Origin of the sequence: Rossellomorea marisflavi, from assembly GCF_001274775.1 — a bacterium.
Classification (GTDB): Bacteria; Bacillota; Bacilli; order Bacillales; family Bacillaceae_B; genus Rossellomorea; species Rossellomorea marisflavi.
Window position 1 is genome coordinate 890,041 of record NZ_LGUE01000001.1, and the last position, 20,076, is coordinate 910,116.

Annotated in this window: 23 protein-coding genes, 2 riboswitches and 1 other annotated feature; of the genes, 20 read left to right on the forward strand and 3 right to left on the reverse strand. The window is 47.7% G+C overall.

Annotation, left to right across the window (positions count from 1 at the left end; genetic code table 11):
* The first annotated feature begins 42 nt into the window (after positions 1-42).
* A complete protein-coding gene (locus AF331_RS04510; RefSeq protein WP_053426954.1) occupies positions 43-759 on the forward strand; it encodes a DsbA family oxidoreductase in 717 nt (238 codons plus the stop codon).
* A gap of 433 nt (positions 760-1,192) precedes the next feature.
* Here AF331_RS04510 and AF331_RS04515 read toward each other — a convergent pair whose 3' ends face one another.
* Entirely contained in the window at positions 1,193-2,314 is a 1,122-nt protein-coding gene (locus AF331_RS04515) for a CAP domain-containing protein (RefSeq protein WP_235576310.1), read from the reverse strand.
* A gap of 137 nt (positions 2,315-2,451) precedes the next feature.
* Between AF331_RS04515 and speD the strand changes: the two genes are divergently transcribed.
* The 4 genes from speD (at position 2,452) to AF331_RS04535 (ending at position 6,028) form a co-directional block, all read left to right on the forward strand.
* Positions 2,452-3,267 carry an adenosylmethionine decarboxylase gene (gene speD / locus AF331_RS04520; RefSeq protein WP_053426955.1) on the forward strand — a complete coding sequence of 272 codons (816 nt, stop codon included), beginning with the start codon at positions 2,452-2,454 and terminating at the stop codon, positions 3,265-3,267.
* A gap of 125 nt (positions 3,268-3,392) precedes the next feature.
* Complete coding sequence (locus tag AF331_RS04525; RefSeq protein ID WP_053426956.1) at positions 3,393-4,466, forward strand: PRK06851 family protein; 1,074 nt, start codon at positions 3,393-3,395, stop codon at positions 4,464-4,466.
* Between the two features lie 210 nt (positions 4,467-4,676).
* Complete coding sequence (locus tag AF331_RS04530; protein ID WP_053426957.1) at positions 4,677-5,444, forward strand: exodeoxyribonuclease III; 768 nt, start codon at positions 4,677-4,679, stop codon at positions 5,442-5,444.
* A 14-nt stretch (positions 5,445-5,458) separates the two neighbouring features.
* A complete protein-coding gene (locus tag AF331_RS04535) occupies positions 5,459-6,028 on the forward strand; it encodes a branched-chain amino acid aminotransferase (protein WP_235576311.1) in 570 nt (189 codons plus the stop codon).
* A gap of 27 nt (positions 6,029-6,055) precedes the next feature.
* Here AF331_RS04535 and AF331_RS04540 read toward each other — a convergent pair whose 3' ends face one another.
* Complete coding sequence (locus AF331_RS04540; RefSeq protein ID WP_053426958.1) at positions 6,056-6,616, reverse strand: C40 family peptidase; 561 nt, start codon at positions 6,614-6,616, stop codon at positions 6,056-6,058.
* Positions 6,617-6,735: 119 nt separating this feature from the next.
* On the opposite strand from AF331_RS04540, the gene AF331_RS04545 reads away from it, so the two are divergent.
* Entirely contained in the window at positions 6,736-7,653 is a 918-nt protein-coding gene (locus tag AF331_RS04545) for a phosphatidate cytidylyltransferase (RefSeq protein WP_053426959.1), read from the forward strand.
* 89 nt (positions 7,654-7,742) lie between these two features.
* Here the strand turns inward: AF331_RS04545 and AF331_RS04550 are convergent, their stop codons facing one another.
* Positions 7,743-8,033 carry a hypothetical protein gene (locus AF331_RS04550; protein ID WP_053426960.1) on the reverse strand — a complete coding sequence of 97 codons (291 nt, stop codon included), beginning with the start codon at positions 8,031-8,033 and terminating at the stop codon, positions 7,743-7,745.
* A gap of 122 nt (positions 8,034-8,155) precedes the next feature.
* Here AF331_RS04550 and AF331_RS04555 point away from each other — a divergent pair, with 122 nt between their 5' ends.
* The 14 genes from AF331_RS04555 to AF331_RS04620 all read left to right on the forward strand — a co-directional run bounded on the left by AF331_RS04555 (position 8,156) and on the right by AF331_RS04620 (position 20,011).
* On the forward strand, positions 8,156-8,434 hold the full coding sequence (locus tag AF331_RS04555) for a DUF6509 family protein (protein WP_053426961.1): 279 nt from the start codon (positions 8,156-8,158) through the stop codon (positions 8,432-8,434).
* 204 nt (positions 8,435-8,638) lie between these two features.
* Complete coding sequence (locus AF331_RS04560; protein ID WP_397548125.1) at positions 8,639-8,839, forward strand: hypothetical protein; 201 nt, start codon at positions 8,639-8,641, stop codon at positions 8,837-8,839.
* Between the two features lie 33 nt (positions 8,840-8,872).
* Positions 8,873-10,006, forward strand: a complete 1,134-nt coding sequence (locus AF331_RS04565; RefSeq protein WP_053426962.1) for a sensor histidine kinase — start codon at positions 8,873-8,875, stop codon at positions 10,004-10,006.
* Positions 10,003-10,602, forward strand: a complete 600-nt coding sequence (locus AF331_RS04570) for a response regulator transcription factor (RefSeq protein ID WP_053426963.1) — start codon at positions 10,003-10,005, stop codon at positions 10,600-10,602. The genes AF331_RS04565 and AF331_RS04570 overlap by 4 nt, the downstream gene beginning before the upstream one ends.
* A 739-nt stretch (positions 10,603-11,341) precedes the next feature.
* A riboswitch (TPP riboswitch) is annotated at positions 11,342-11,450 on the forward strand.
* Between the two features lie 100 nt (positions 11,451-11,550).
* Complete coding sequence (gene tenA, locus AF331_RS04575; RefSeq protein WP_053427786.1) at positions 11,551-12,252, forward strand: thiaminase II; 702 nt, start codon at positions 11,551-11,553, stop codon at positions 12,250-12,252.
* A complete protein-coding gene (locus AF331_RS04580) occupies positions 12,252-12,869 on the forward strand; it encodes a thiamine phosphate synthase (RefSeq protein WP_160316485.1) in 618 nt (205 codons plus the stop codon). Before tenA ends, AF331_RS04580 begins: the two co-directional genes overlap by 1 nt.
* Entirely contained in the window at positions 12,866-13,987 is a 1,122-nt protein-coding gene (gene thiO / locus AF331_RS04585) for a glycine oxidase ThiO (protein ID WP_053426965.1), read from the forward strand. The genes AF331_RS04580 and thiO overlap by 4 nt, the downstream gene beginning before the upstream one ends.
* Entirely contained in the window at positions 13,944-14,147 is a 204-nt protein-coding gene (thiS, locus tag AF331_RS04590) for a sulfur carrier protein ThiS (RefSeq protein ID WP_053426966.1), read from the forward strand. Before thiO ends, thiS begins: the two co-directional genes overlap by 44 nt.
* 1 nt (position 14,148) lies before the next feature.
* The gene (locus tag AF331_RS04595; protein ID WP_053426967.1) at positions 14,149-14,913 is read left to right on the forward strand and encodes a thiazole synthase; all 765 of its coding nucleotides are present in this window, start codon (positions 14,149-14,151) and stop codon (positions 14,911-14,913) included.
* A complete protein-coding gene (locus tag AF331_RS04600) occupies positions 14,910-15,974 on the forward strand; it encodes a ThiF family adenylyltransferase (protein WP_053426968.1) in 1,065 nt (354 codons plus the stop codon). The genes AF331_RS04595 and AF331_RS04600 overlap by 4 nt, the downstream gene beginning before the upstream one ends.
* Positions 15,940-16,752: a bifunctional hydroxymethylpyrimidine kinase/phosphomethylpyrimidine kinase gene (gene thiD / locus AF331_RS04605; RefSeq protein WP_053426969.1), complete on the forward strand. Its 813-nt coding sequence runs from the start codon at positions 15,940-15,942 to the stop codon at positions 16,750-16,752. The genes AF331_RS04600 and thiD overlap by 35 nt, the downstream gene beginning before the upstream one ends.
* Before the next feature lie 152 nt (positions 16,753-16,904).
* Positions 16,905-17,125 (forward strand) — a binding site (T-box leader).
* Positions 17,126-17,175: 50 nt separating this feature from the next.
* Positions 17,176-18,444 (forward strand): threonine ammonia-lyase IlvA, encoded by a 1,269-nt coding sequence (gene ilvA, locus AF331_RS04610; RefSeq protein ID WP_053426970.1) that lies wholly within the window; start codon positions 17,176-17,178, stop codon positions 18,442-18,444.
* Between the two features lie 216 nt (positions 18,445-18,660).
* Positions 18,661-19,413 (forward strand): 3-oxoacyl-ACP reductase FabG, encoded by a 753-nt coding sequence (gene fabG, locus AF331_RS04615; RefSeq protein ID WP_053426971.1) that lies wholly within the window; start codon positions 18,661-18,663, stop codon positions 19,411-19,413.
* A 265-nt stretch (positions 19,414-19,678) separates the two neighbouring features.
* Positions 19,679-19,783: riboswitch (SAM riboswitch) on the forward strand.
* 114 nt (positions 19,784-19,897) lie between these two features.
* On the forward strand, positions 19,898-20,011 hold the full coding sequence (locus AF331_RS04620) for a DUF2292 domain-containing protein (protein ID WP_370296022.1): 114 nt from the start codon (positions 19,898-19,900) through the stop codon (positions 20,009-20,011).
* Positions 20,012-20,076: the final 65 nt, after the last annotated feature.

The following is a 20,076-nucleotide window of genomic DNA, read 5'->3' on the forward strand; positions in this document are numbered from 1 at the left end:
TGGTACGATGCCCCTAGATTAAACAGTAAAGAGGTGCAAGGGATGAAAATAGAAGTATGGTCTGATTATGTTTGTCCATTTTGTTATATAGGAAAACGCCGCCTGGAGCAGGCACTTGAGCAGTTTGATCATGCAAATGAGGTGGAAGTCGAGTTCAAGAGCTTCGAGCTTGATCCGAACTTCCCTAAGGATACGGATAAGAACATCCATCAGCTGATCGCGTCCAAGTACGGGATCACTGAAGAACAAGCAAGGAATAATTCCGTAAGCCTCACCCAACAAGCGGCGGCCGTTGGCCTTGATTTCCGCTTTGATACCAGTGTGCCGACGAATACATTCGATGCTCATCGACTCACTAAATTCGCACAAACCAAAGGAAAAGCGGCTGAGTTGACGGAGTTGCTCTTGAAAGCTCACTTTACCGATTCTAAGCATGTCGGTGACGAAGCCACCCTTCTCGACCTTGGAGAGTCTGCCGGATTGGACAGGAATGAGGCAGCTGAAGTCCTTAAAGGTGAAGCCTATGCGAAGGAAGTCCGAATGGATGAAGCAGAAGCACGCGAGATCGGGGTACAAGGCGTACCGTTTTTTGTGATTAACAGAAAATATGCCATTTCCGGCGCGCAACCACCTGAAGTTTTCCGTGATGCACTGGAAAAAGTTTGGCAAGAGGAATCCCGTTCCCCTTTGACTTCACTAAACACGGACCAGGGGATGACCTGCGATGAAAATGGGTGCGAGATACCTGAAGAAAAATAAATGATATAGCAGCGTCTGGAATGTCTTTCCTCTATGCCAAGAAGACCGACTCATCACGAGTCGGTCTTCTTGTTTATCATAGGGTTGAAAACAAGAAGGGGCTGGGACAAAAGTGTCTTACCCACAGTAAAACCCGAACGAATTTTCTACTTTAAGGAAAGTTCATTCGGGTTATTAAATTGTACTTTAACCATTTAAATGTACTTGTTTCCAGCGGTTGATTGGAGTGCAAGACGAAGACTCCAGCGGGAAGAGTAGCTGATGTGAGACCCCGCAGGCTTGCCGAGGAGGCTCACGGGCTACCCGCGGAAAGCGTAGTCTTGCACGGAAATCATGAGCGGTATAAAGAAGCCATACTCATATTGTTCGTCGTGAAATAATCCCTTTTTAGTTTTGTCCCAACTTCCTTGCTCTCTGCTTGAACAGATGAGGATTATTCACTAAAGAAGTTCTCGGTGTAATAGGGTTGGGCCTTTTCATTGAATGAAACCCCTACGCCGAGGTACTCATAATGGGACTGAAGGATATTTTCACGGTGGCCCATCGAGTTCATGAGGCCTTCGTGGGCAAAAATCGAGCTGAGCTGCCCATAGGCAAGATTTTCTCCCGCCGTCCTGAAGGCTACCTGATCATCGGCCATCCGGTCGAAAGGCGATTCGCCGTCGAGGTTTGTGTGACTGAAGTAATTGTTTTCTGCCATATCATCGCTATGTTTCCTTGCCGTTTCCCTGACGTGGTCATCCCATGTAAGGACGGATTCACCCATCCTGACCCTGATGGCATTCGTGAGGTCGAAGAGCTGATACTCAAATCCTTCTTTCATGGATGCTGAGGCTTTAGTGTAGTAATCCTTCTTCTCATTCTCCAACCCGGAATCGATCACCTGGATGGCTGTGACAGTATTATTCTCATGCTTATCATAAAAGATCGTCACATAGGAATCGTCGACTTCAAAAACATCATGCTCCCCGTCGGTCTGAAGTTGAAAAAGCGTCATCCCCTTACGGATATGTTCGAGGGGTTTGCCCATTTCATTACGTACATCCTCTTTGGAGGCTCCGATTTTAATGCCTGTCGTGGAAGCGATGAGATCTTGATTCGTGTATAGGCCGTTCACCTTGCCATTGTCGTCATAAGAGGCCATGAAAAAGTTCTGGTAGTGGTCATGGTAGGCGAACCATTCTACACCATACTCATTCATGGAATGCCTCTGGGCATCACCTGCTTGCTTTTCTACTTCTTTCTTGCCAGCGCCAAGTTCGATATTGTGAACAGAGAAGGTGTCACTGCTTGGGGTGGTCAGTGCCGGCTTTTCTGCTTGTGACTCTTTTGGCTCTTTATCCTTGCTCTCTTTTAGATCATCCAGTTTTGTAAGCAGGGATTGCATGCCTTGATCCAGGCCGTCTATCGCACCCTGTACATCATCCCGTTCCTTGAATTTCTGGAATTTGTCCATGATGGAGCCGAGACTTGATGCCTCAACCTGTTCGATCCATAGTGGCTTGGTAATATATGCAGCTGCTATAAGTACGATAAGCAGTAGTAGTTTTTTCACGATATACAACTCCATTCCTACTTCCATTCTAACCAATCCAAGCTCAAAGTAAAAAGAAAAAGCTATTACCAGTTTGTTTTACCTTGGGGGTGTTCGGGTAACATACACACATACGTGTAATGAGGGGGAAGTGTTTCATGAATTTATCTCATCAAGAGCGCATTCAGCTCCATGAATTCAATAATCTGACAAAGTCCTTAAGCTTCAATATGTACGATGTATGCTATACCAAAACGCGAGAAGAGCGGGAGGCGTACATCGAATATATTGATGAACAATACAATGCGGAACGTCTGACGGGCATATTGACACATGTGTCTGACATCATCGGGGCTCATGTGTTGAATGTGTCCAAGCAGGATTATGTCCCCCAGGGAGCAAGTGTCACCATCTTGGTATCGGAAGGTCCGATCGTTGAAGTCCCCACTGAACACTTCGACGAATCTCCCGGCCCTCTTCCGGCAAGCGCCGCCATGCACCTGGACAAGAGCCATATTACCGTCCACACCTACCCGGAATACCACCCCCATGAAGGGATCAGTACATTTCGGGCGGATATCGATGTGTCCACCTGCGGTGAAATATCTCCACTGAAGGCATTGAATTACCTCATCCATTCCTTTGATACAGACATCATGACGATGGATTATCGAGTACGGGGGTTCACCCGGGATATCAATGGCCGCAAGCTATTTATAGATCATGATATTCAATCCATCCAGAATTATATACCTGAGGCAATCAAAGAGGAATACGACATGATCGATGTGAATGTATATCCGCAGAATATCTTCCATACAAAATGCAAACTGAAGGAATTCGATCTGAACAATTATCTGTTCGGGTATACGGAAGATCGCCTCGATGAAGGAGAGGCAAAGGAAATCACAAGCAAGCTGAAAAAAGAGATGGATGAAATCTTTTACGGGAAGAACATGGATAAAAGGGAATAGGAAAGGCGCCCGAGTCAGAGGGCGTCTTTTTTTGTTCGATTCACGGGGGCAGGCTGTAAGACATATGGTTTACTATGGGCGAACCGCCTCCCTGCTTATGGGGAGAGTGAAGAGAGGATGATTCCATGACGATTAAACATTATTTTGCATGCGGGAATACTGCAAAAGGATTGATCAGTTTATCGGATTCCGCTTTTGAAGAATTGGAAAAAGTGTATATACTCGACGGTGGGCCAGGGGCAGGTAAATCGACCCTTTTGAAGCAGATCGGTGAACGGTTTGAGAATTCGGGATATGACTTGGATTATATTCATAGTGCTTTGGAACCTGATGCCTTGGATGCCATCCTGCTTCCGGAGAAGGGGATTGGTGTAATCGATGGCAGTGAAATGTTCAATGTAGCCCAGGCTGTAGTGGAAAGAATTGATCTTACAAAAGCATTGGATATGGAGAGGCTAGCAGATCATACGGAAGCCGTGTTATCTTTTCATAATCAGTTCATCGGTAAACGGCAGGAAGCCTATGATACGTTTGCAGCATCCTTGAGGGAACATGATGATATCGAAAAAGTGTACATTTCCAATATGGATTTCGAAGAAGCCAATACCCTGACGGAGGAATTGATTGACAGCTTCTACGCAGGAGAGGAACAGGGAACAGAAGGAAAAATCACGCGTCGATTCCTTGGTGCGGCAACCCCGATCGGCGCAGTCGACTACATCCAAAACCTCACCGATGGCCTTACCGACAGGTTTTTCATCAAGGGAAGGGCAGGATCCGGTAAGTCAACGATGCTGAAAAAAATTGCAGCAAGCGGCAGGGATAAAGGGTTCAGTGTGGAGGTTTACCACTGCGGTTTTGATCCCAATAGCCTGGATATGGTCATCCTAAGGGAACAGGGCATAGCCATTTTTGACAGTACGGCTCCCCACGAGTATTTCCCGTCACGGAAAGGGGATCACATCGTCGATATGTATGATCGATGTATCACGAAAGGAACCGATGAAACATTCAGTCGTGAGATTGAAGAGGCGACGAAGGGCTACAAAGATAAAATGAAGGAAGCGATCCAGACGCTGAATGAAGCCAAGGATTTTCATGACAAGATGAAAGGGATCTATGTTAGTCTGATGGATTTCGATGAGGTGGAGCGGATAACGGAAAATCTCTACAAGCGGATAGAATCAGAAATCCAATGAAGAGGGATGAAGGCGCGGGCAGGACCCCGCGCCTTATTTTTGCTGGAAAATAATCAATACGAGTTAATGTTATTCAAATATAATAATGGTAATCCTATATATTATGTCAGTATAATTTCGTTCGTCTGAATGAAATATGGTAGAATAATAGAAGGGATTCCTACCAGAGATCAATGGTCGGAAACACGAAAATAGAGGTGCAAATGAGAAATGGTCAAATTAATTTCATGGAATGTGAATGGAATCAGGGCCTGCGTCAAAAAGGGATTTCTTGATTTCTTCAAACATAGTGATGCGGATATCTTCTGCATTCAAGAATCTAAGCTGCAGGCGGGTCAGATCGAGTTGGATCTGCCTGGTTATCATCAATATTGGAATTACGCTCAAAGAAAAGGTTACTCGGGAACAGCCGTCTTTACGAAAACCGAACCACTACATGTGAGTTACGGATTTGACGAGGGGGAGGTTGAAGAAGAAGGACGATTGATTACATGTGAATTTGAATCCTTCTATCTTGTGACCATGTACACCCCGAACTCAAAGCGGGATCTATCGCGAATAGTCGACCGCCTTCGATGGGAAGATAAAGTAAGGGATTATATAAGCAAATTGGACGAGCAAAAACCTGTCGTCCTATGTGGGGATTTGAACGTCGCCCATGAACCCATCGATTTGAAGAATGACCGTTCAAACCGTGGGAATTCAGGTTTTACGGATGAGGAAAGGGAAAAAATGACGAGGCTCTTGGAAGCCGGATTCATTGATACTTTCAGATATCTGCATCCGGATCGTGATGATGCATACACCTGGTGGTCGTATATGAACAAGGTGAGGGAGCGGAATATCGGATGGCGCATTGACTATGTCATTGCTTCGCAATCCCTTGCGCCTGCACTTGCTTCAGCAGGCATGGAACCAGCGGTGCTCGGCAGCGATCATTGCCCCGTATACGCTGAATTCATAGGACTGTCCGAGTAAAGGAGGAGCTACATATGAAAAAGAAAATGATTGAGTGGGTAGATAGGGTCGAGGGGACTATTGAAGCCTTGCCCGAAGAAATGGAATATTTACTGCAAAATGACCTGAAGTCTCCTGAAGGACTCACCATCATCGATTTTAAAACCGCCCTTTCACAAGCGGTGGTGGAGCGGTGTGATAAGGAAACGGAAGAATTGATTGCGGATGGACATGCCATCTTGGATGAACCTGTACGGTATCTGAAGGAAAACCCAGAACACTTTGTCTATTTGGAAGCGGAGTGCTTTGAACGTGTTGGTGTCGATGGCATCTCCCTTGAGATGAACGACGTTTTTCATACATACGGTGCCCTCTTGGGACTGAAACTCCAAAAAAAATTCGGTCCAGAGATCAAGGAGATCCTGGGTGAAACCCTGGCCAATGGAGAGGACTCCTATGAGCTGCTATTCAATGGGGAAGATGGCCTGTGGGACCTCAATCTGACATTGAACGATATGAGAGGGTTCAGTGAAGAAGCAACCCTCTTGGAAATGTATGAAATGGTGTATCAATTTATCTTTTTCCTTCGCTTTACAATCGAATGATGAACAAAAGGAACCTCCCGGATATGTTCAATCCGGGAGGTTCCTTTGCTTTCTGACCGGTTCATAATCTGACAGAGTTCCTTCGTAAACCAGCTCAAGCGATGGGGATCTCCTGAAATCCTCAGGGGTAACCAGGGCGGGAAGCTTATCCCAGAGCTTGACGCCAGATCGGCTCAATACTTCCGCGACGAATTGGGAGCAAAAGTAGGAGTTGCTGAATTCCACCGGCTCATTCATGGTCACGCCGACGATCCCGAATAGATTATAGAGATACTTATTGCGGCTGCGTTTGAATACATTTAGAACCCGGAGCATTTTTTGCGTATCCCTCTGAGACACCTTCAGCCTGTAAATCACACAGGTCGTCTTCGGATATTTGCTGTATGTACCACTGCGGACATCTTCCTTTACAAATCCACCAGACAGTGGATTGGATGGATGCTTCCTCCCGAAGCTGTACATGTCCGTGAGTTCCCGATCAAATGAAATGGACGCGTGATTGTAGGGGGCTTTCGTATAGCTCTTGATCGATTTAGTGAAAAGGGTGCCCGTATCCGTCAGTAAAATATAAATAAAGTGGTCTTCCATCTGCCAACCTCCTAAAAAAATGTAGATGTTCCACCTTCTTCATTATACAATAACCTGAGGGGTTAATATGACCAATGACCCATCCTTTTAAAGGATTTCAACAATAGGGGGGGACATCTTTGACCACTAGCGCTTATTGGACGTTATTCATCATTTTCCTGACGCTTTCAGCCGGTCATCTGGCATTCCTTTTAGTGAGGAAGTTCCAGGGGGACAAGGATTTTTCCCGTGTTTCCCTGCGGATCAAAACATGGTGGGGGATGTTCATCGTTTTTACGGTTGCCACCCTCTTCAACCCCCTTGTATCCATGCTCTCATTAATGATCCTTTGCTTCTTCTCTCTGAAAGAGTATTTTTCCATGATGAAGACACGGAAGGCCGACCGTCGTATTTTCCTTTGGGCATACATATCGATACCGCTCCAATTTTATTGGATATACCTTGGTTGGTATGGGATGTTCATCGTCTTTATTCCTGTGTACGTTTTTTTACTTCTGCCGCTACCGAGAATCCTGGGGAAAGGGACCGTAGGGTTCTTAAGGTCAGTCAGCTCCACTCAATGGGGCCTGATGCTTATGGTGTTCGGTCTTAGCCATCTTGCCTATTTCCAAGTTGCGAGTCCTGAATATGGTGCTAACCTCGTCCTGTACCTTGTCATCCTTACACAGGTGAGTGACATCGTTCAACATCTGGTTTCCATCTATGCCGGCCGCTTAAAGGTGGTCCCGACGGCGAATCCTGCCATCACATGGGAGGGGTATATCGTTGCTTTAGGAGTCACAATGGGCTTATCCTATGCCCTCTATCCATATCTGACGCCACTGAATGAGACATTCGGTCTCTTGTCAGGCGTCATCATTGCGACGGGTGCCTTTATCGGAAGTCTTACGGTATCGGTATTGAAACGCGATCTTCTCATCGGGGACCGGCCGAAGTTCACTTCTCTGCTGGAAAGCTACTTGAACCGGGTGGACAGCCTGGCTTATACAGCACCGATTTTCTTTCACATCATCCGCTATTATTTTGATTTTATGTAAAAAAAGAAGCTGAAGAGGATCTAGGCTTCTAGATTATGATTGTTAACGATGGATGTGTATACCGGATTTAGTACACTGGTGATTTTTATTCAGCTCTTTTGCATGTCCTGAATGGCGATTGCCAAATCTTCGTTTCCGAACAACTGGAGGACGCCCAGAAGGGTACTGTAGGGAATATCTGAGGATTCTTCTTTCGGGACCGTCAGCTCCATCATTTGTTTCAGGACAGGATTATCTCTCTGCTCCGGATACGCTTTGAGGTAAACGGCAACGGGATCAAGATCCTGATTCACGCACCATTGGGCAAAAACCATCATCATCATATTTTCATCTTTTTGATAGTTTTCAATGATTTTCTTTTCCATTTCATTTCGTTCCATGAGATCACTCCTTAAAGCACTATTATAACCGAGAAAACATGGGGGTGAGAAGAGAATGGTGTGAAAGGACAGGATTACGTGTATAATGGGTGTTTAGGAAAAGGTATGAAAGGAAGTTTTGCATGGAGATTATTCAAATGAACGCAGAAGAGTTGAAAGACCCGACCGGGATCCTTCCGGGACAGCGGTATGAAGTCATGATTGAAATCGAAGTTCCGGAAGATGATGAATTATATACACCATCCGGAATGTATATAAAAGGCATTTACGTCAGGGAGGAAGCGTCCTCCAAACTCGCGCAGTATGCTATCATCGAACGGGGTTCCGAAACCTACTTGGATTTTGCCCTTGAGGAAGAAGAAGAGCAGGCATTGGTTGCTTATTGCGACGAAAAGATCTGATGTGAAAACACCCTTTACGGCACTGGCTGCGGTGAAAGGGTGTTCTTTTTTTGTGATAAAACGGGTGTGTAGGTGGAGAGGATTTCCTCCTATGATTTCTTTTAAACGCCATCTTTTTTGGTCGATTTTTCCTGATATCATGTGCTATGATAAAGATATCAAAATGCTAGCAGTTGCTACACTTCTGATGGAAGGTGGAGATGAATGTTGTCAAATCAAGGAAAGATGCAGCTTAATGTAAGGATTGATCCCGAAACGTCGGAGAAGTTGGATGAGATTGTCGAATACTATCAGGAGAACACCAAAATCGGACGTGTTTATAAGGGTGACGTGTTAACCGATATCATACTTAAATCGTACGACGTGATGCAAAAACAAAAAGCCATTCAAAAAAGGAAATATTAAGGGCTTAATGCCTGACGGAAAAGAGGAATCACGATGAACATTTCCACAGGGAAGCTCAAAGGTTCAGGCACGTCGCCTTATGTGTGGGCCATTGCGTCGATTTTGCCGTTTTACTTCATTTTTCAATCTTCCTCCACCATGGAAATCATCACTGGGATCATCCTGACGATCATGTTTTTCATATCGTTGCGGTTTGCCTTCCTGTCGAGCAGGTGGCCGGTGTATTTGTGGACAGGGATCCTGATCGCCATTTCCATCACGATGACCGTGCAATTCAATTTCATCTATTTTGCCTTTTATATCGCCTATTACAATGGGAATATACGGAACAGGGCGGCGTTTCTGACGCTATATGTGGTGCATTTGGTTCTTACAACGGCATCAATCAACTATAAATTCGTCCTTCAACATGAGGTTTTCCTCTCTCAGTTTCCTTTCATCCTGATCATTTGGATCAGTGTGATTCTGCTTCCTTTCAATATTTTCAATCGAAACAAACAAGGGCAGTTGGAAGAGCAACTCGAGGACGCCAATAAACGGATCTCGGAATTGGTGAAGCAGGAAGAACGGCAGCGGATCGCAAGGGATCTCCACGACACCCTTGGTCAGAAATTATCATTGATCGGGCTGAAAAGCGATCTTGCCAGAAAACTGGTTGAAAAGAATCCCGAGCAGGCGAAGAGCGAGCTCATGGATGTCCAGCAGACGGCACGGACGGCGTTGAGTGAAGTCCGGACACTCGTATCACAGATGAGGGGTATCCGGCTCGAAGATGAATTCATCCGGATCCGTCAGCTCTTGTCAGCTGCCGACATCCGGTTCATTCCTGAATACGAGGAGCCCCTTCCCAATATCTCGCTGTTCCTTGAGAACATCCTCAGCATGTGCCTGAAAGAAGCCGTTACGAATATCGTAAAACACAGCGGGGCCACACAATGTACTCTCAGAGTGGTGGAAAGCCATGATAGCCTGCGATTTGTACTTTCGGATAATGGTAAAGGCATCCCTAAGGATTATCGTAAATCTAAAGGAAGCGGCCTGATCGGGATCCGTGAGCGGCTCGACTTTGTGAACGGAGAGCTTGGAATCGAAGGAGAAGGTGGCACCACGCTTACGATGAGCGTGCCTAAAGTCATAAAAGATACAAACAGGGAGGGTTACAATTGATCTCAATCGTGATTGCAGAAGATCAGAGGATGATGCTGGGGGCCCTTGGTTCCCTCTTGAACCTCGAAGATGACATGGAAGTCGTAGGGATGGCAGGAGACGGGGAAGAAGCGCTCTCCCTCGTTCGGGAACTACGTCCTGATATATGCATGATGGATATCGAAATGCCCAAGATGACCGGGCTGGAAGCAGCAGAAAGACTGAAGGACACGGACTGCCGGGTCATCATCCTGACCACCTTTGCACGATCAGGGTATTTTCAACGCGCCCTGAAGGCAGGGGTGAAGGGATATCTTCTGAAAGATAGTCCCAGTGAAGAACTGGCTCAATCCATACGTCTCGTCATGGACGGTAAGAGGATGTTTGCACCAGAACTCATGGATGATGTCTATGGGGAAGAAAATCCATTGACCGATCGTGAGAAAGAGGTCCTATGGCTCGTCGCAGATGGGAAAAACACACAGGAAATCGCCGATGAACTCAGTTTGAAGGCAGGAACCGTACGCAATTATGTCTCAACCATCCTTGAAAAACTCGGCGTGAAAAACAGGATCGAAGCCATTACCCAATCGAAGGAGAAAGGCTGGTTCAAATGAGTTGTTTTTTTGCACATAATGAAAATGATGATCCAACACCTGCCCCCCTTCACCATGGGGAGAACAAAAGGAACGGGTAGACAACTTCACCGGCTGACAGCAATGAGTACAAAATGAACCGTATATATAAAGTCCTTCTCCTCATTCTACGATAACTTCGACTATTCACTACAGAGTGCGAAGCGGAGGCCAACCGACTCCAACGGGAAAAAGCGGGCAGAGTGAGAACCTGCAAGAATGAGGAGGCTTACCGTCCGCCCCGTGGAAAGCGGTTGGCTGCAGCAAAGAGTACGAACACCTGCTTACCGACTATCCAGATTTCAAAAAGCGACCGTTTTTTATAACAATATCAACCGCTGGATATAGCACAGATACCATGATTTTTTAAAGTCTATAAGGAAATAAGGATTGAAACTTTTCACACGCTATTAGATTTTTAACATGTCCTACTATTCACTACAGAGTGCCCGAAGCGGAGGCCAATCGACTCCAACGGGAAAAAGCGGGCAGGGTGAGACCCCGCAAGAATGAGGAGGCTCACCGCACGCCCCGTGGAAAGCGATTGGCCGCAGCGAAGAGCACGGACTCCTACTTACCACACGCCAATTCAAAAATTAATAGAACTTTCATAACGCCTCACCTTTGTACGATTCCATAGGATAAAAGCAGTTTCTTCCTAGGATGGACTTGACAATCCATCTCTTCATGATACGATAGCATCGAACTCAACTTACATATGACGATCCACTAGGGGGGCCCTTAATAGCGGCTGAGATTGAAGTGAAACTTCAAGACCCTTTGAACCTGATCTGGTTGATACCAGCGGAGGGAAGTGGCGTTTTGAGGGTATTTCCATCCGTTTTGTATTCTCAAAAAGCCATTTTCCACCAACTATGTGGAAAATGGCTTTTTTTCGTTTCAGTGGATCGTCAGGAGGAGGAAAAAGAGATGAAGTTTTCAGAAGAATTACGGCTGGCTGCAGATGATTGCTGGGAAGCGAGTTTTCAACACCCTTTTGTACGGGGGATCGGTGATGGATCCCTGCCGCTTGAAAATTTTAAATTTTATGTTTTGCAAGATTCCTATTACCTGACACATTTTTCAAAAATGCAGGCACTGGGAGCTTCAAAAGCGGCCGATCTTCAAACTTCTGCCCGGTTGGCTGCACATGCACAGGCAACATTCGAAGCAGAGCTCTCTCTCCATGAAGGGTTTTCTGACAAACTCGGAATCACACAAGAAGAAAAGGAGCGGTTCGTCCCATCCCCGACGGCATACGCATACGCTTCACACATGTATCGGTCAGCCCAGGTCGGTGATCTGGCTGATATCCTGGCTGCCTTGTTGCCTTGTTACTGGCTTTACTACGAGGTAGGGGAGAAATTGAAAGGGAGCACGCCGGAACAACCCATTTACCAGGAGTGGATCGCCACCTATGGAGGGGAATGGTTCAAGGAGCTGGTCGAGGAACAGATCCAACGGCTCGATGAACTGGCAGAGCTCGCAAGTGATGCTCAACGTGCTCGCATGAAGGAACTGTTCATGATGAGCAGCATCTATGAACTGCAGTTTTGGGAAATGGCTTTCAGCCTTGAACGGTGGCCCTTCCAGGAACTACTGACCACCACCCGATCCGGGGCCCGTGCATGATGGCACGATTTCAACCGGAGTTGCACATCATCACATCAGGAAAGCAGTCTCCACGAGAAGTCATCCATATCTGCACGCTTGTGCATCACCTTGTGGATGCCATACATCTGAGAGAGTGCAGTTGGTCGTCTCGCTGTCTATATGACACCATTCTCGCACTTCGCTCATCCGGGGTCCCCGCGGAGAAACTAGTGATCAATGATCGCGTCGACATGGCCTTGTTGACGGGTGTTGAACGTATTCAGCTGGGATCCAGGAGCGTTGGACCGTCTCATATCAAAAAGAAATTCCCGTCTATCAAAATCGGTGTCTCCGTACATGATGCGGTCGAAGCAGAAGAGGCAGGTATGGCAGGGGCAGACTCCGTCATCCTGGGGAATATATATCGTACTGATTCTAAACCGGGAAAAGCCGGTATCGGTGTGGGTGCGATCAGGAAAGTTAAGGATAGATTGCCCGTGGTTGGAATAGGCGGGATCACGCCGAACAACGCTGCTGAAGTGATCCGTGCAGGGGCAACGGGCATCGCCGTGTTGTCTGGTGTCTTTCTCAGCCGGGATCCGCAGAGAGCGGCCGAGGAATATCGATTATCTATTAAGGGAGCTGAAGTACTATGAAGCGCATCATTATTGTCGGTGGGGGAGTGATCGGTTTATCCATCGCCTTCGAGCTTGTGAAGAAGGGGTGCAGCGTCACCCTTTTGGAAAAAGGTGCGCTTGCGTGCAAAGCCTCAGGTGCAGCAGCGGGAATGTTGGGGGTCCATACTGAAACAAGGGGGAATCCATCCATGACATCCCTTGCCAAAGAAAGCCGGGATCTCTTTCCTGACCTTGCTGAAGAGCTTCTGCACTGTTCAGGGGTCGATATCGGTTTAAAACAAAATGGAATGATCATACCGGCTACGACCAACAGGGAACAGCACCTCCTCCGAGGGGAAGCTGATAGTCCTGAAGGAGTGAGTGAGCACCTAAGATGGCTGGAAGAAAGAGAGTTAAGGGAAATGGAACCTTCCTTGTCCCATTCGTTCATTGGTGGTCTCTCTATCCCCCTTGACGGGAACGTTCTCGCACCGCGACTGTCCGAGGCGCTGTCTATATCGGCTGCAAGCAAGGGGGCGGTACTCCATGAAGGCACCGAAGTAGAATCACTGATCATGGAAGGTGGAACAATCCTCGGGGTCAACACTTCAAGAGGCCGACTTTACGGTGATGAGGTGGTGGTAGCGGGAGGGGCATGGAGCCAGCACATCCTGCGACGGTTAGGAATCGTCCTGGACGCGGTCCCGGTGAAAGGGGAATGCATTTCCTTGGTTCCTAAGGAAGGATGCCTGAACAGGACGATTGTGACAGATGACCTGTATATGGTACCGAAAGCCGATGGCACTTTGACGATCGGGGCCACCGAACAAGAGGGGTCATTCAATGAAGATGTATCTGCTAAAAGTGTTTCGAGTTTACTTGCCAGAGCATGTACCATGGCACCGGAGCTTGCTGACGCAGCATGGAGAAAAGCCTGGGCAGGCACCAGGCCGAAAACATCTTCCCGGCTTCCATACATCGGTAGGGTTCCGGATGTGGAAGGACTGTCATTGGCGACAGGTCACTACCGGAATGGGATCCTTCTGGCCCCGATTACTGGCGTGCTGATGGCAGATTTACTGACTGATAAGGACTTTGAAAGGGGCTTGAGTCATGAATATACTTGTCAATGGAATAGAGACCATGATTCCGCATAATGTGAAGTCGGTCGATGACCTTCTTATCCATCTTACGATCGGTGATCGTAGGGTGATTGTGGAGTGGAACAAACAGATACTGAAGAAGGATGATCATGAGGATATTAAATTGAACGCTGGCGATCGGGTAGAGATCGTCCATTTCGTAGGAGGCGGATGATATGTTGAAGATAGGGACGTATGAATTTGAATCAAGATTGCTCCTCGGCACGGGGAAATATCCGGATCAAGAGATTCAACGGAAGGCAGTGAAAGCATCCGGTGCAGAGATACTCACTTTTTCGGTCCGGCGCTTGAACGTATTTGATCCCCCTGGAGAAAATGCTTTGGAAGAATCAGATCTCGGGCGTTTTACTTTACTGCCCAATACTGCCGGAGCGAAGGATGCCACGGAAGCCGTCCGCCATGCGCAGCTTGCCAAAGCATCCGGTTTGTGTGACATGGTCAAGGTGGAAGTGATCGGATGTGAAAAGACCCTGCTACCGGATCCGGTGGAAACCTTGAAGGCATCAGAAGAACTGTTGAGCCAGGGGTTCACGGTGCTGGCCTATACGTCGGATGACGTCGTCCTTGCCAGAAGGCTAGAGGAGCTTGGTGTGCATGCCATCATGCCAGGTGCTTCTCCGATCGGGTCGGGTCAGGGTATCATCAATCCGCTGAACCTTTCCTTTATCATCGAACAGGCTCGTGTACCCGTCATTGTCGATGCCGGAATCGGTTCGCCGGCAGATGCGGCCAAGGCGATGGAGCTTGGCGCCGACGCCGTTTTGCTGAATACGGCCGTTGCTCAAGCAGGTGACCCTGTGAAAATGGCAGAGGCAATGAAGCTCGCGGTGTTATCTGGCCGACTGGGATATGAAGCGGGCCGCATACCAGAAAAGACCTACGCTACCGCAAGCAGCCCCTCGGAGGGACTGATGAAGTGAAGAGAGAAAGGTATTCCAGACAGATTTTATTTTCTCCCATCGGGGAACGGGGGCAGGATGAACTGGGGGGGAAGCACGTCATCATCATCGGTGCCGGTGCGCTGGGATCTTCTGTCGCCGACATGTTGGCAAGGTCGGGAGTAGGGAAGCTCACCATCATCGACCGTGATTACGTGGAATGGAGCAATCTGCAGCGGCAACAGCTTTATACGGAGCATGATGCAGAGAATTCACTTCCAAAGGCAGCGGCAGCCCAACGCCGGTTGAAGCAAGTGAATTCACAGGTGGAAATCGAAGGGATGGTCGGCGAAGTCACCCCCGGTATGCTTTCCTCGATGGAAGCGGATCTCTTGATTGATGCAACCGATAACTTCGATGTGAGACTTATGGTGAATGATCACGCACGTATGAGAGCCATTCCGTGGATTTTCGGCGCATGCCTTGGCTCCTATGGCATCACCCATACGTTTCTCCCTGACGAAGGGCCCTGCCTTCGCTGCATACAAGACGTGATCCCCATGGATGGGGATTCGTGTGAAACGCAAGGTATCATCTCTCCAGCCGTCACGATGGTGACCTCTTATCAGACAACAGAAGCGTTGAAGATCCTTACGGGCGCAAACGATGCTTTGAGAAAGACCCTCGTGTCCTTTGATCTTTGGGAAAACAGCCGTAGTGAGATTTCGATTCAACGCTTAAGGAAAAAAGATTGCCCGACATGCGGACCCAGTCCAAGCTTTCCTGCATTGAAAGGGGTAACGGGAGTGAAGGCAAGCATCCTTTGCGGGAGGGATGCCGTTCATATCAGACCGTCAAGCCCACTCAATCTTCATCTTGAGTCGTTCACTGAAAGGATGAAGGAGGGGCAGATCCTCAGTGCGAATCGTTTCCTCGTGAATGTGGCCATCGAAGGGCACCGGATGGTCGTTTTTTCAGATGGACGTGCATTGATCCATGGGACTTCAGACATTCCCCAAGCAGAGGCCATCTACCGTAAATACATCGATGAACAGGAGTGTGTGCAAGATGAAGAAAGTATTGACCATAGCAGGATCAGATAGCGGTGGCGGCGCAGGGATCCAAGCGGATTTGAAGACGTTCCAGGAGCTCGGTGTGTTCGGGATGAGTGCCATCACTGCTGTTACGGCACAAAACACATTGGGCGTCCACGGGATCCATCCTGTACCACCGATTTTTGTGGGTGAACAGATGGGGGCAATTGCAACGGATTTGTCTCCTGACGCAGTAAAGACCGGAATGCTGGTGGATGCTGAAATGATTTCCCAAGTCGCTTCATCCATCAAGACGCTGGGGTGGAATCGCATAGTAGTAGATCCGGTCATGGTGGCAAAAGGGGGGGCTTCTTTGCTTCAAGAAGAAGCCGTGGAGACCTTGATCAAGGAATTGATCCCCTTATCTTTTGTGGTCACCCCCAATATCCCTGAAGCAGAAAAACTGACAGGAATCAAAATCATTAAAGAGATTGATCTGCGGAGAGCGGCTGAATCCATCCACTCCATGGGGGCGGATCATGTCATCATTAAAGGAGGGCACCTTATCGACTCATCTTCGGAACAAGTGACCGACCTTTTATATGACGGGGATCGGTTTCATACTTTTACTTCCAGACAGTTCAATACACCTCATACACATGGTACAGGCTGTACGTTCTCTGCAGCGGTCACCGCACAACTTGCCAAAGGTCATACCGTCCATGAGGCCGTATCTCTGGCAAAGGCGTTCATTTCTTCTGCAATCGAACACACCCTTCAACTTGGGAGTGGTCATGGACCGACCAATCATCAAGCTTTCAGGAAGTTTACGAGAACGATAGAATAATCCGTTTTGATGTATCCTTGCAGAGGTTTTTAGATCGGTCGATGAGGCCTTTATAAATGATTGCGTTTACATTAATGGAATATTCAAAATTGACTATAAACTTATTGACGCGTATTTTATTACCTGTTAATCTTATCTATAAAATTGAAGAATCATATTCAATGACGAGAACAGTAGGGTGATAGCGTGTCCCAAAGAGAGCCGGGTTGCTGGGAACCGGCGGATGCCATGATCTGAAGATCCTCTCCGAGAAACAAGGCTGAAACGATGCAGTAAGCTTTGTCGGTCTTCACCGTTAAGAAGACGTTTCATAGAGTGCCGGACCCGTGAGGACCGGAACTAGGGTGGTAACGCGATCAGACTCGTCCCTATTCAGGGGACGGGTTTTTTTTGTGATAAAAAGCAATAGAAAGGAAGAGAAGCATGGATCATACACAGGAAAAGAGCCGAACCGTATTGGTGGAGGATATCATGATTGCCAATCAGCGCATCAAAGACGTAGTGCTTCACACACCTTTGCAATTCAATCCCCTGTTATCGAATAAATACGGTTGCAACGTATATTTGAAGAGGGAGGATCTTCAAGTCGTACGTTCGTTTAAAATCAGGGGTGCCTATAACCGGATAAAAAAACTAACCCAAAAGGAACTTCAAAACGGGATCGCCTGCGCGAGCGCAGGAAACCATGCCCAGGGTGTCGCCCATTCCTGTCACCTGCTGCAAAGCCACGGGAAGATCTTCATGCCGACTACGACCCCGAAGCAAAAAGTGGATCAGGTAACGTTCTTCGGAGGGGAGTATGTGGAAGTCGTCTTGACAGGTGATACATTCGATGATGCTTATGAAAAAGCCATTCTATGCAGCGAAGAAGAAAACCGGACGTTCATCCATCCATACGATAATGAAGATGTGATTGCCGGACAAGGAACAGTGGCAGTGGAAATCCTCAATGACTGTGAGGAACAGATCGACTACCTCTTCGTTCCCGTCGGTGGAGGTGGGTTGGCAGCGGGGATGGGGACATTCCTGAAGAGCGTTTCGCCTGATACGAAGGTGATCGGAGCTGAACCATCCGGCGCTGCCGGAATGAATGAGTGCCTGACCCAAGGAAAGCATGTCACCCTTTCGGAGATCGATCCATTCGTGGATGGTGCAGCCGTTAAAAACGTAGGGGAGATCACCTACACGATCTGCCGGGAGGTCCTCGATGATCTGCTGGTGGTCCCTGAGGGGAAGGTGTGTTCCACCCTCCTGGAACTTTATAATCGCAATGCGATCGTTGCGGAGCCTACAGGTTCGCTCTCCCTCGCAGCCCTTGATCAGTATGCCGATCAGATCAAGGGGAAAAACGTGGTATGTGTCGTGAGCGGCGGCAATAATGACATCGGACGGATGCAGGAAATCAAGGAGCGTTCGATGATCTTTGAAGGACTGCAGCATTATTTCATCGTCCATTTTCCCCAAAGGGCCGGAGCACTCAGGGAGTTCTTGGATGAAGTTCTTGGACCACATGATGATATCAACCGCTTTGAGTACACGAAGAAGAATAATAAAGAGAGCGGACCCGCCCTTGTCGGGATTGAACTCAAGCATCGTGAGGATTATCCCGGGCTCCTGGACAGGATGAACCAAAAGGGATTTGCCTATCAATGTGTCAATCAGGATAAGACGCTGTTTCAATTATTGGTGTGATAACAGAGCCCGGAAAGCCCAGCGGCGATCCGGGTTCTTGTTGTGTTCACCTATCGATTGAAAGGGACCTTCGTGTCTCTTACACCTCCTTGGCATGTGTACCTACAACCGGTTAGGGGCAGGAACTTTCCGTGGTTTGCCGAATTGTTAGTAGGAGAGGTTGTTGTACGATGCAACCTACTGAATGAACAACCATTCATGTGAGGAGTGAGTAACGTGTCGAATACAAAAAGGGTGGCAGTCGTCACCGGTGGAGCTAAAGGGATCGGGAAGGCTGTTGTGGAAAGGCTTGCTCATGAGGGCCATCAGATCGCCGTGCTGGATACGGATGAAGAAGCACTACGATTGATGCTTGAAGGGGCACAAGGGTATGAACCTTTTACAAGGATCACGGATATATCCAGACACGAGGATGTGAAGAAAGCAGTGGCTGAGACAGTTGAGCGCTTCGGACGGATCGACATCCTTGTGAACAATGCAGGCGTCATCCGGGACAATCTTCTTTTTAAAATGTCCGACAGCGACTGGGATACAGTCATGGACGTTCACCTGAAAGGGGCGTTCCTGATGTCGAGGGAGGTCCAGACCTTCATGGTTCATCAGAAGCATGGGAGGATCATCAACCTATCCTCCACGTCTGCATTGGGAAACCGGGGGCAGGCGAATTACTCGACTGCCAAAGCTGGTCTTCAGGGATTGACGAAGACGCTTGCCGTTGAACTGGGTCCATACGGAATCACTGTGAATGCCGTGGCTCCGGGATTCATTGAAACCGATATGACGCGCCAGACCGCCGAGCGGATCGGGGTTCCGTTTGAAGAATTCGTCAGCATGAGCATCAGACAAATACCGGCCAGGCGAAGCGGACAGCCGGAAGATGTCGCCAATGCAGTCGCCTTCTTTGCAGATGAGCGCTCATCATATGTGAACGGACAGATCCTTTACGTATCAGGTGGTCCGGCTTCCTGAAAAATCTCCTCAAAAAAAATCGTGATTTTTAGATCACGATTTTTTTTGAGGTTCACGGGTGTACGCTTATACGCCAAGATGAATAAATTCGGATAAGCCCATCAATAAAAAAAGGTGGTTGAAATGAAATTCTGTGAATACCTTGAGTTAAGGGCATGGAAGAAACGAATTTGTGAAAAATAGTTCAATTTCATTATTCCTATCAAAAAAGTCGGATTGACTTATCTCAATTATCTGTTATCATTTTAATTATTCAAATGAATATCACTTATCCAGAGCGGTGGAGGGAACTGGCCCGATGAAACCCGGCAACCTACGTATTGTAAGGTGCTAACTCCAGCAAAATGGGACTCATTTTGGAAGATAAGGTTCGATACCTGAACAGCTTTCCGAAATGGGGGGCTGTTTTTCCATGGACCCAGATGTTGAAACCGGGGGGAAGTCGATGAACAAGAAGGATAAGCAGGAAGATGTGGCGGGATGGATGGATACGATCAATTCCATGCTTGAAAACATGGACTTCGGTTCCATCACGATCGTGGTGCAAAACGGTAAAGTCATTCAATTAGAGCGGAATGAGAAAGTACGAATCAAATAATCATGCTGACTAGAAAAACTAGAGGCATTCATCTGCAGGAGATTTATTTTCCTGTGCATGAATGC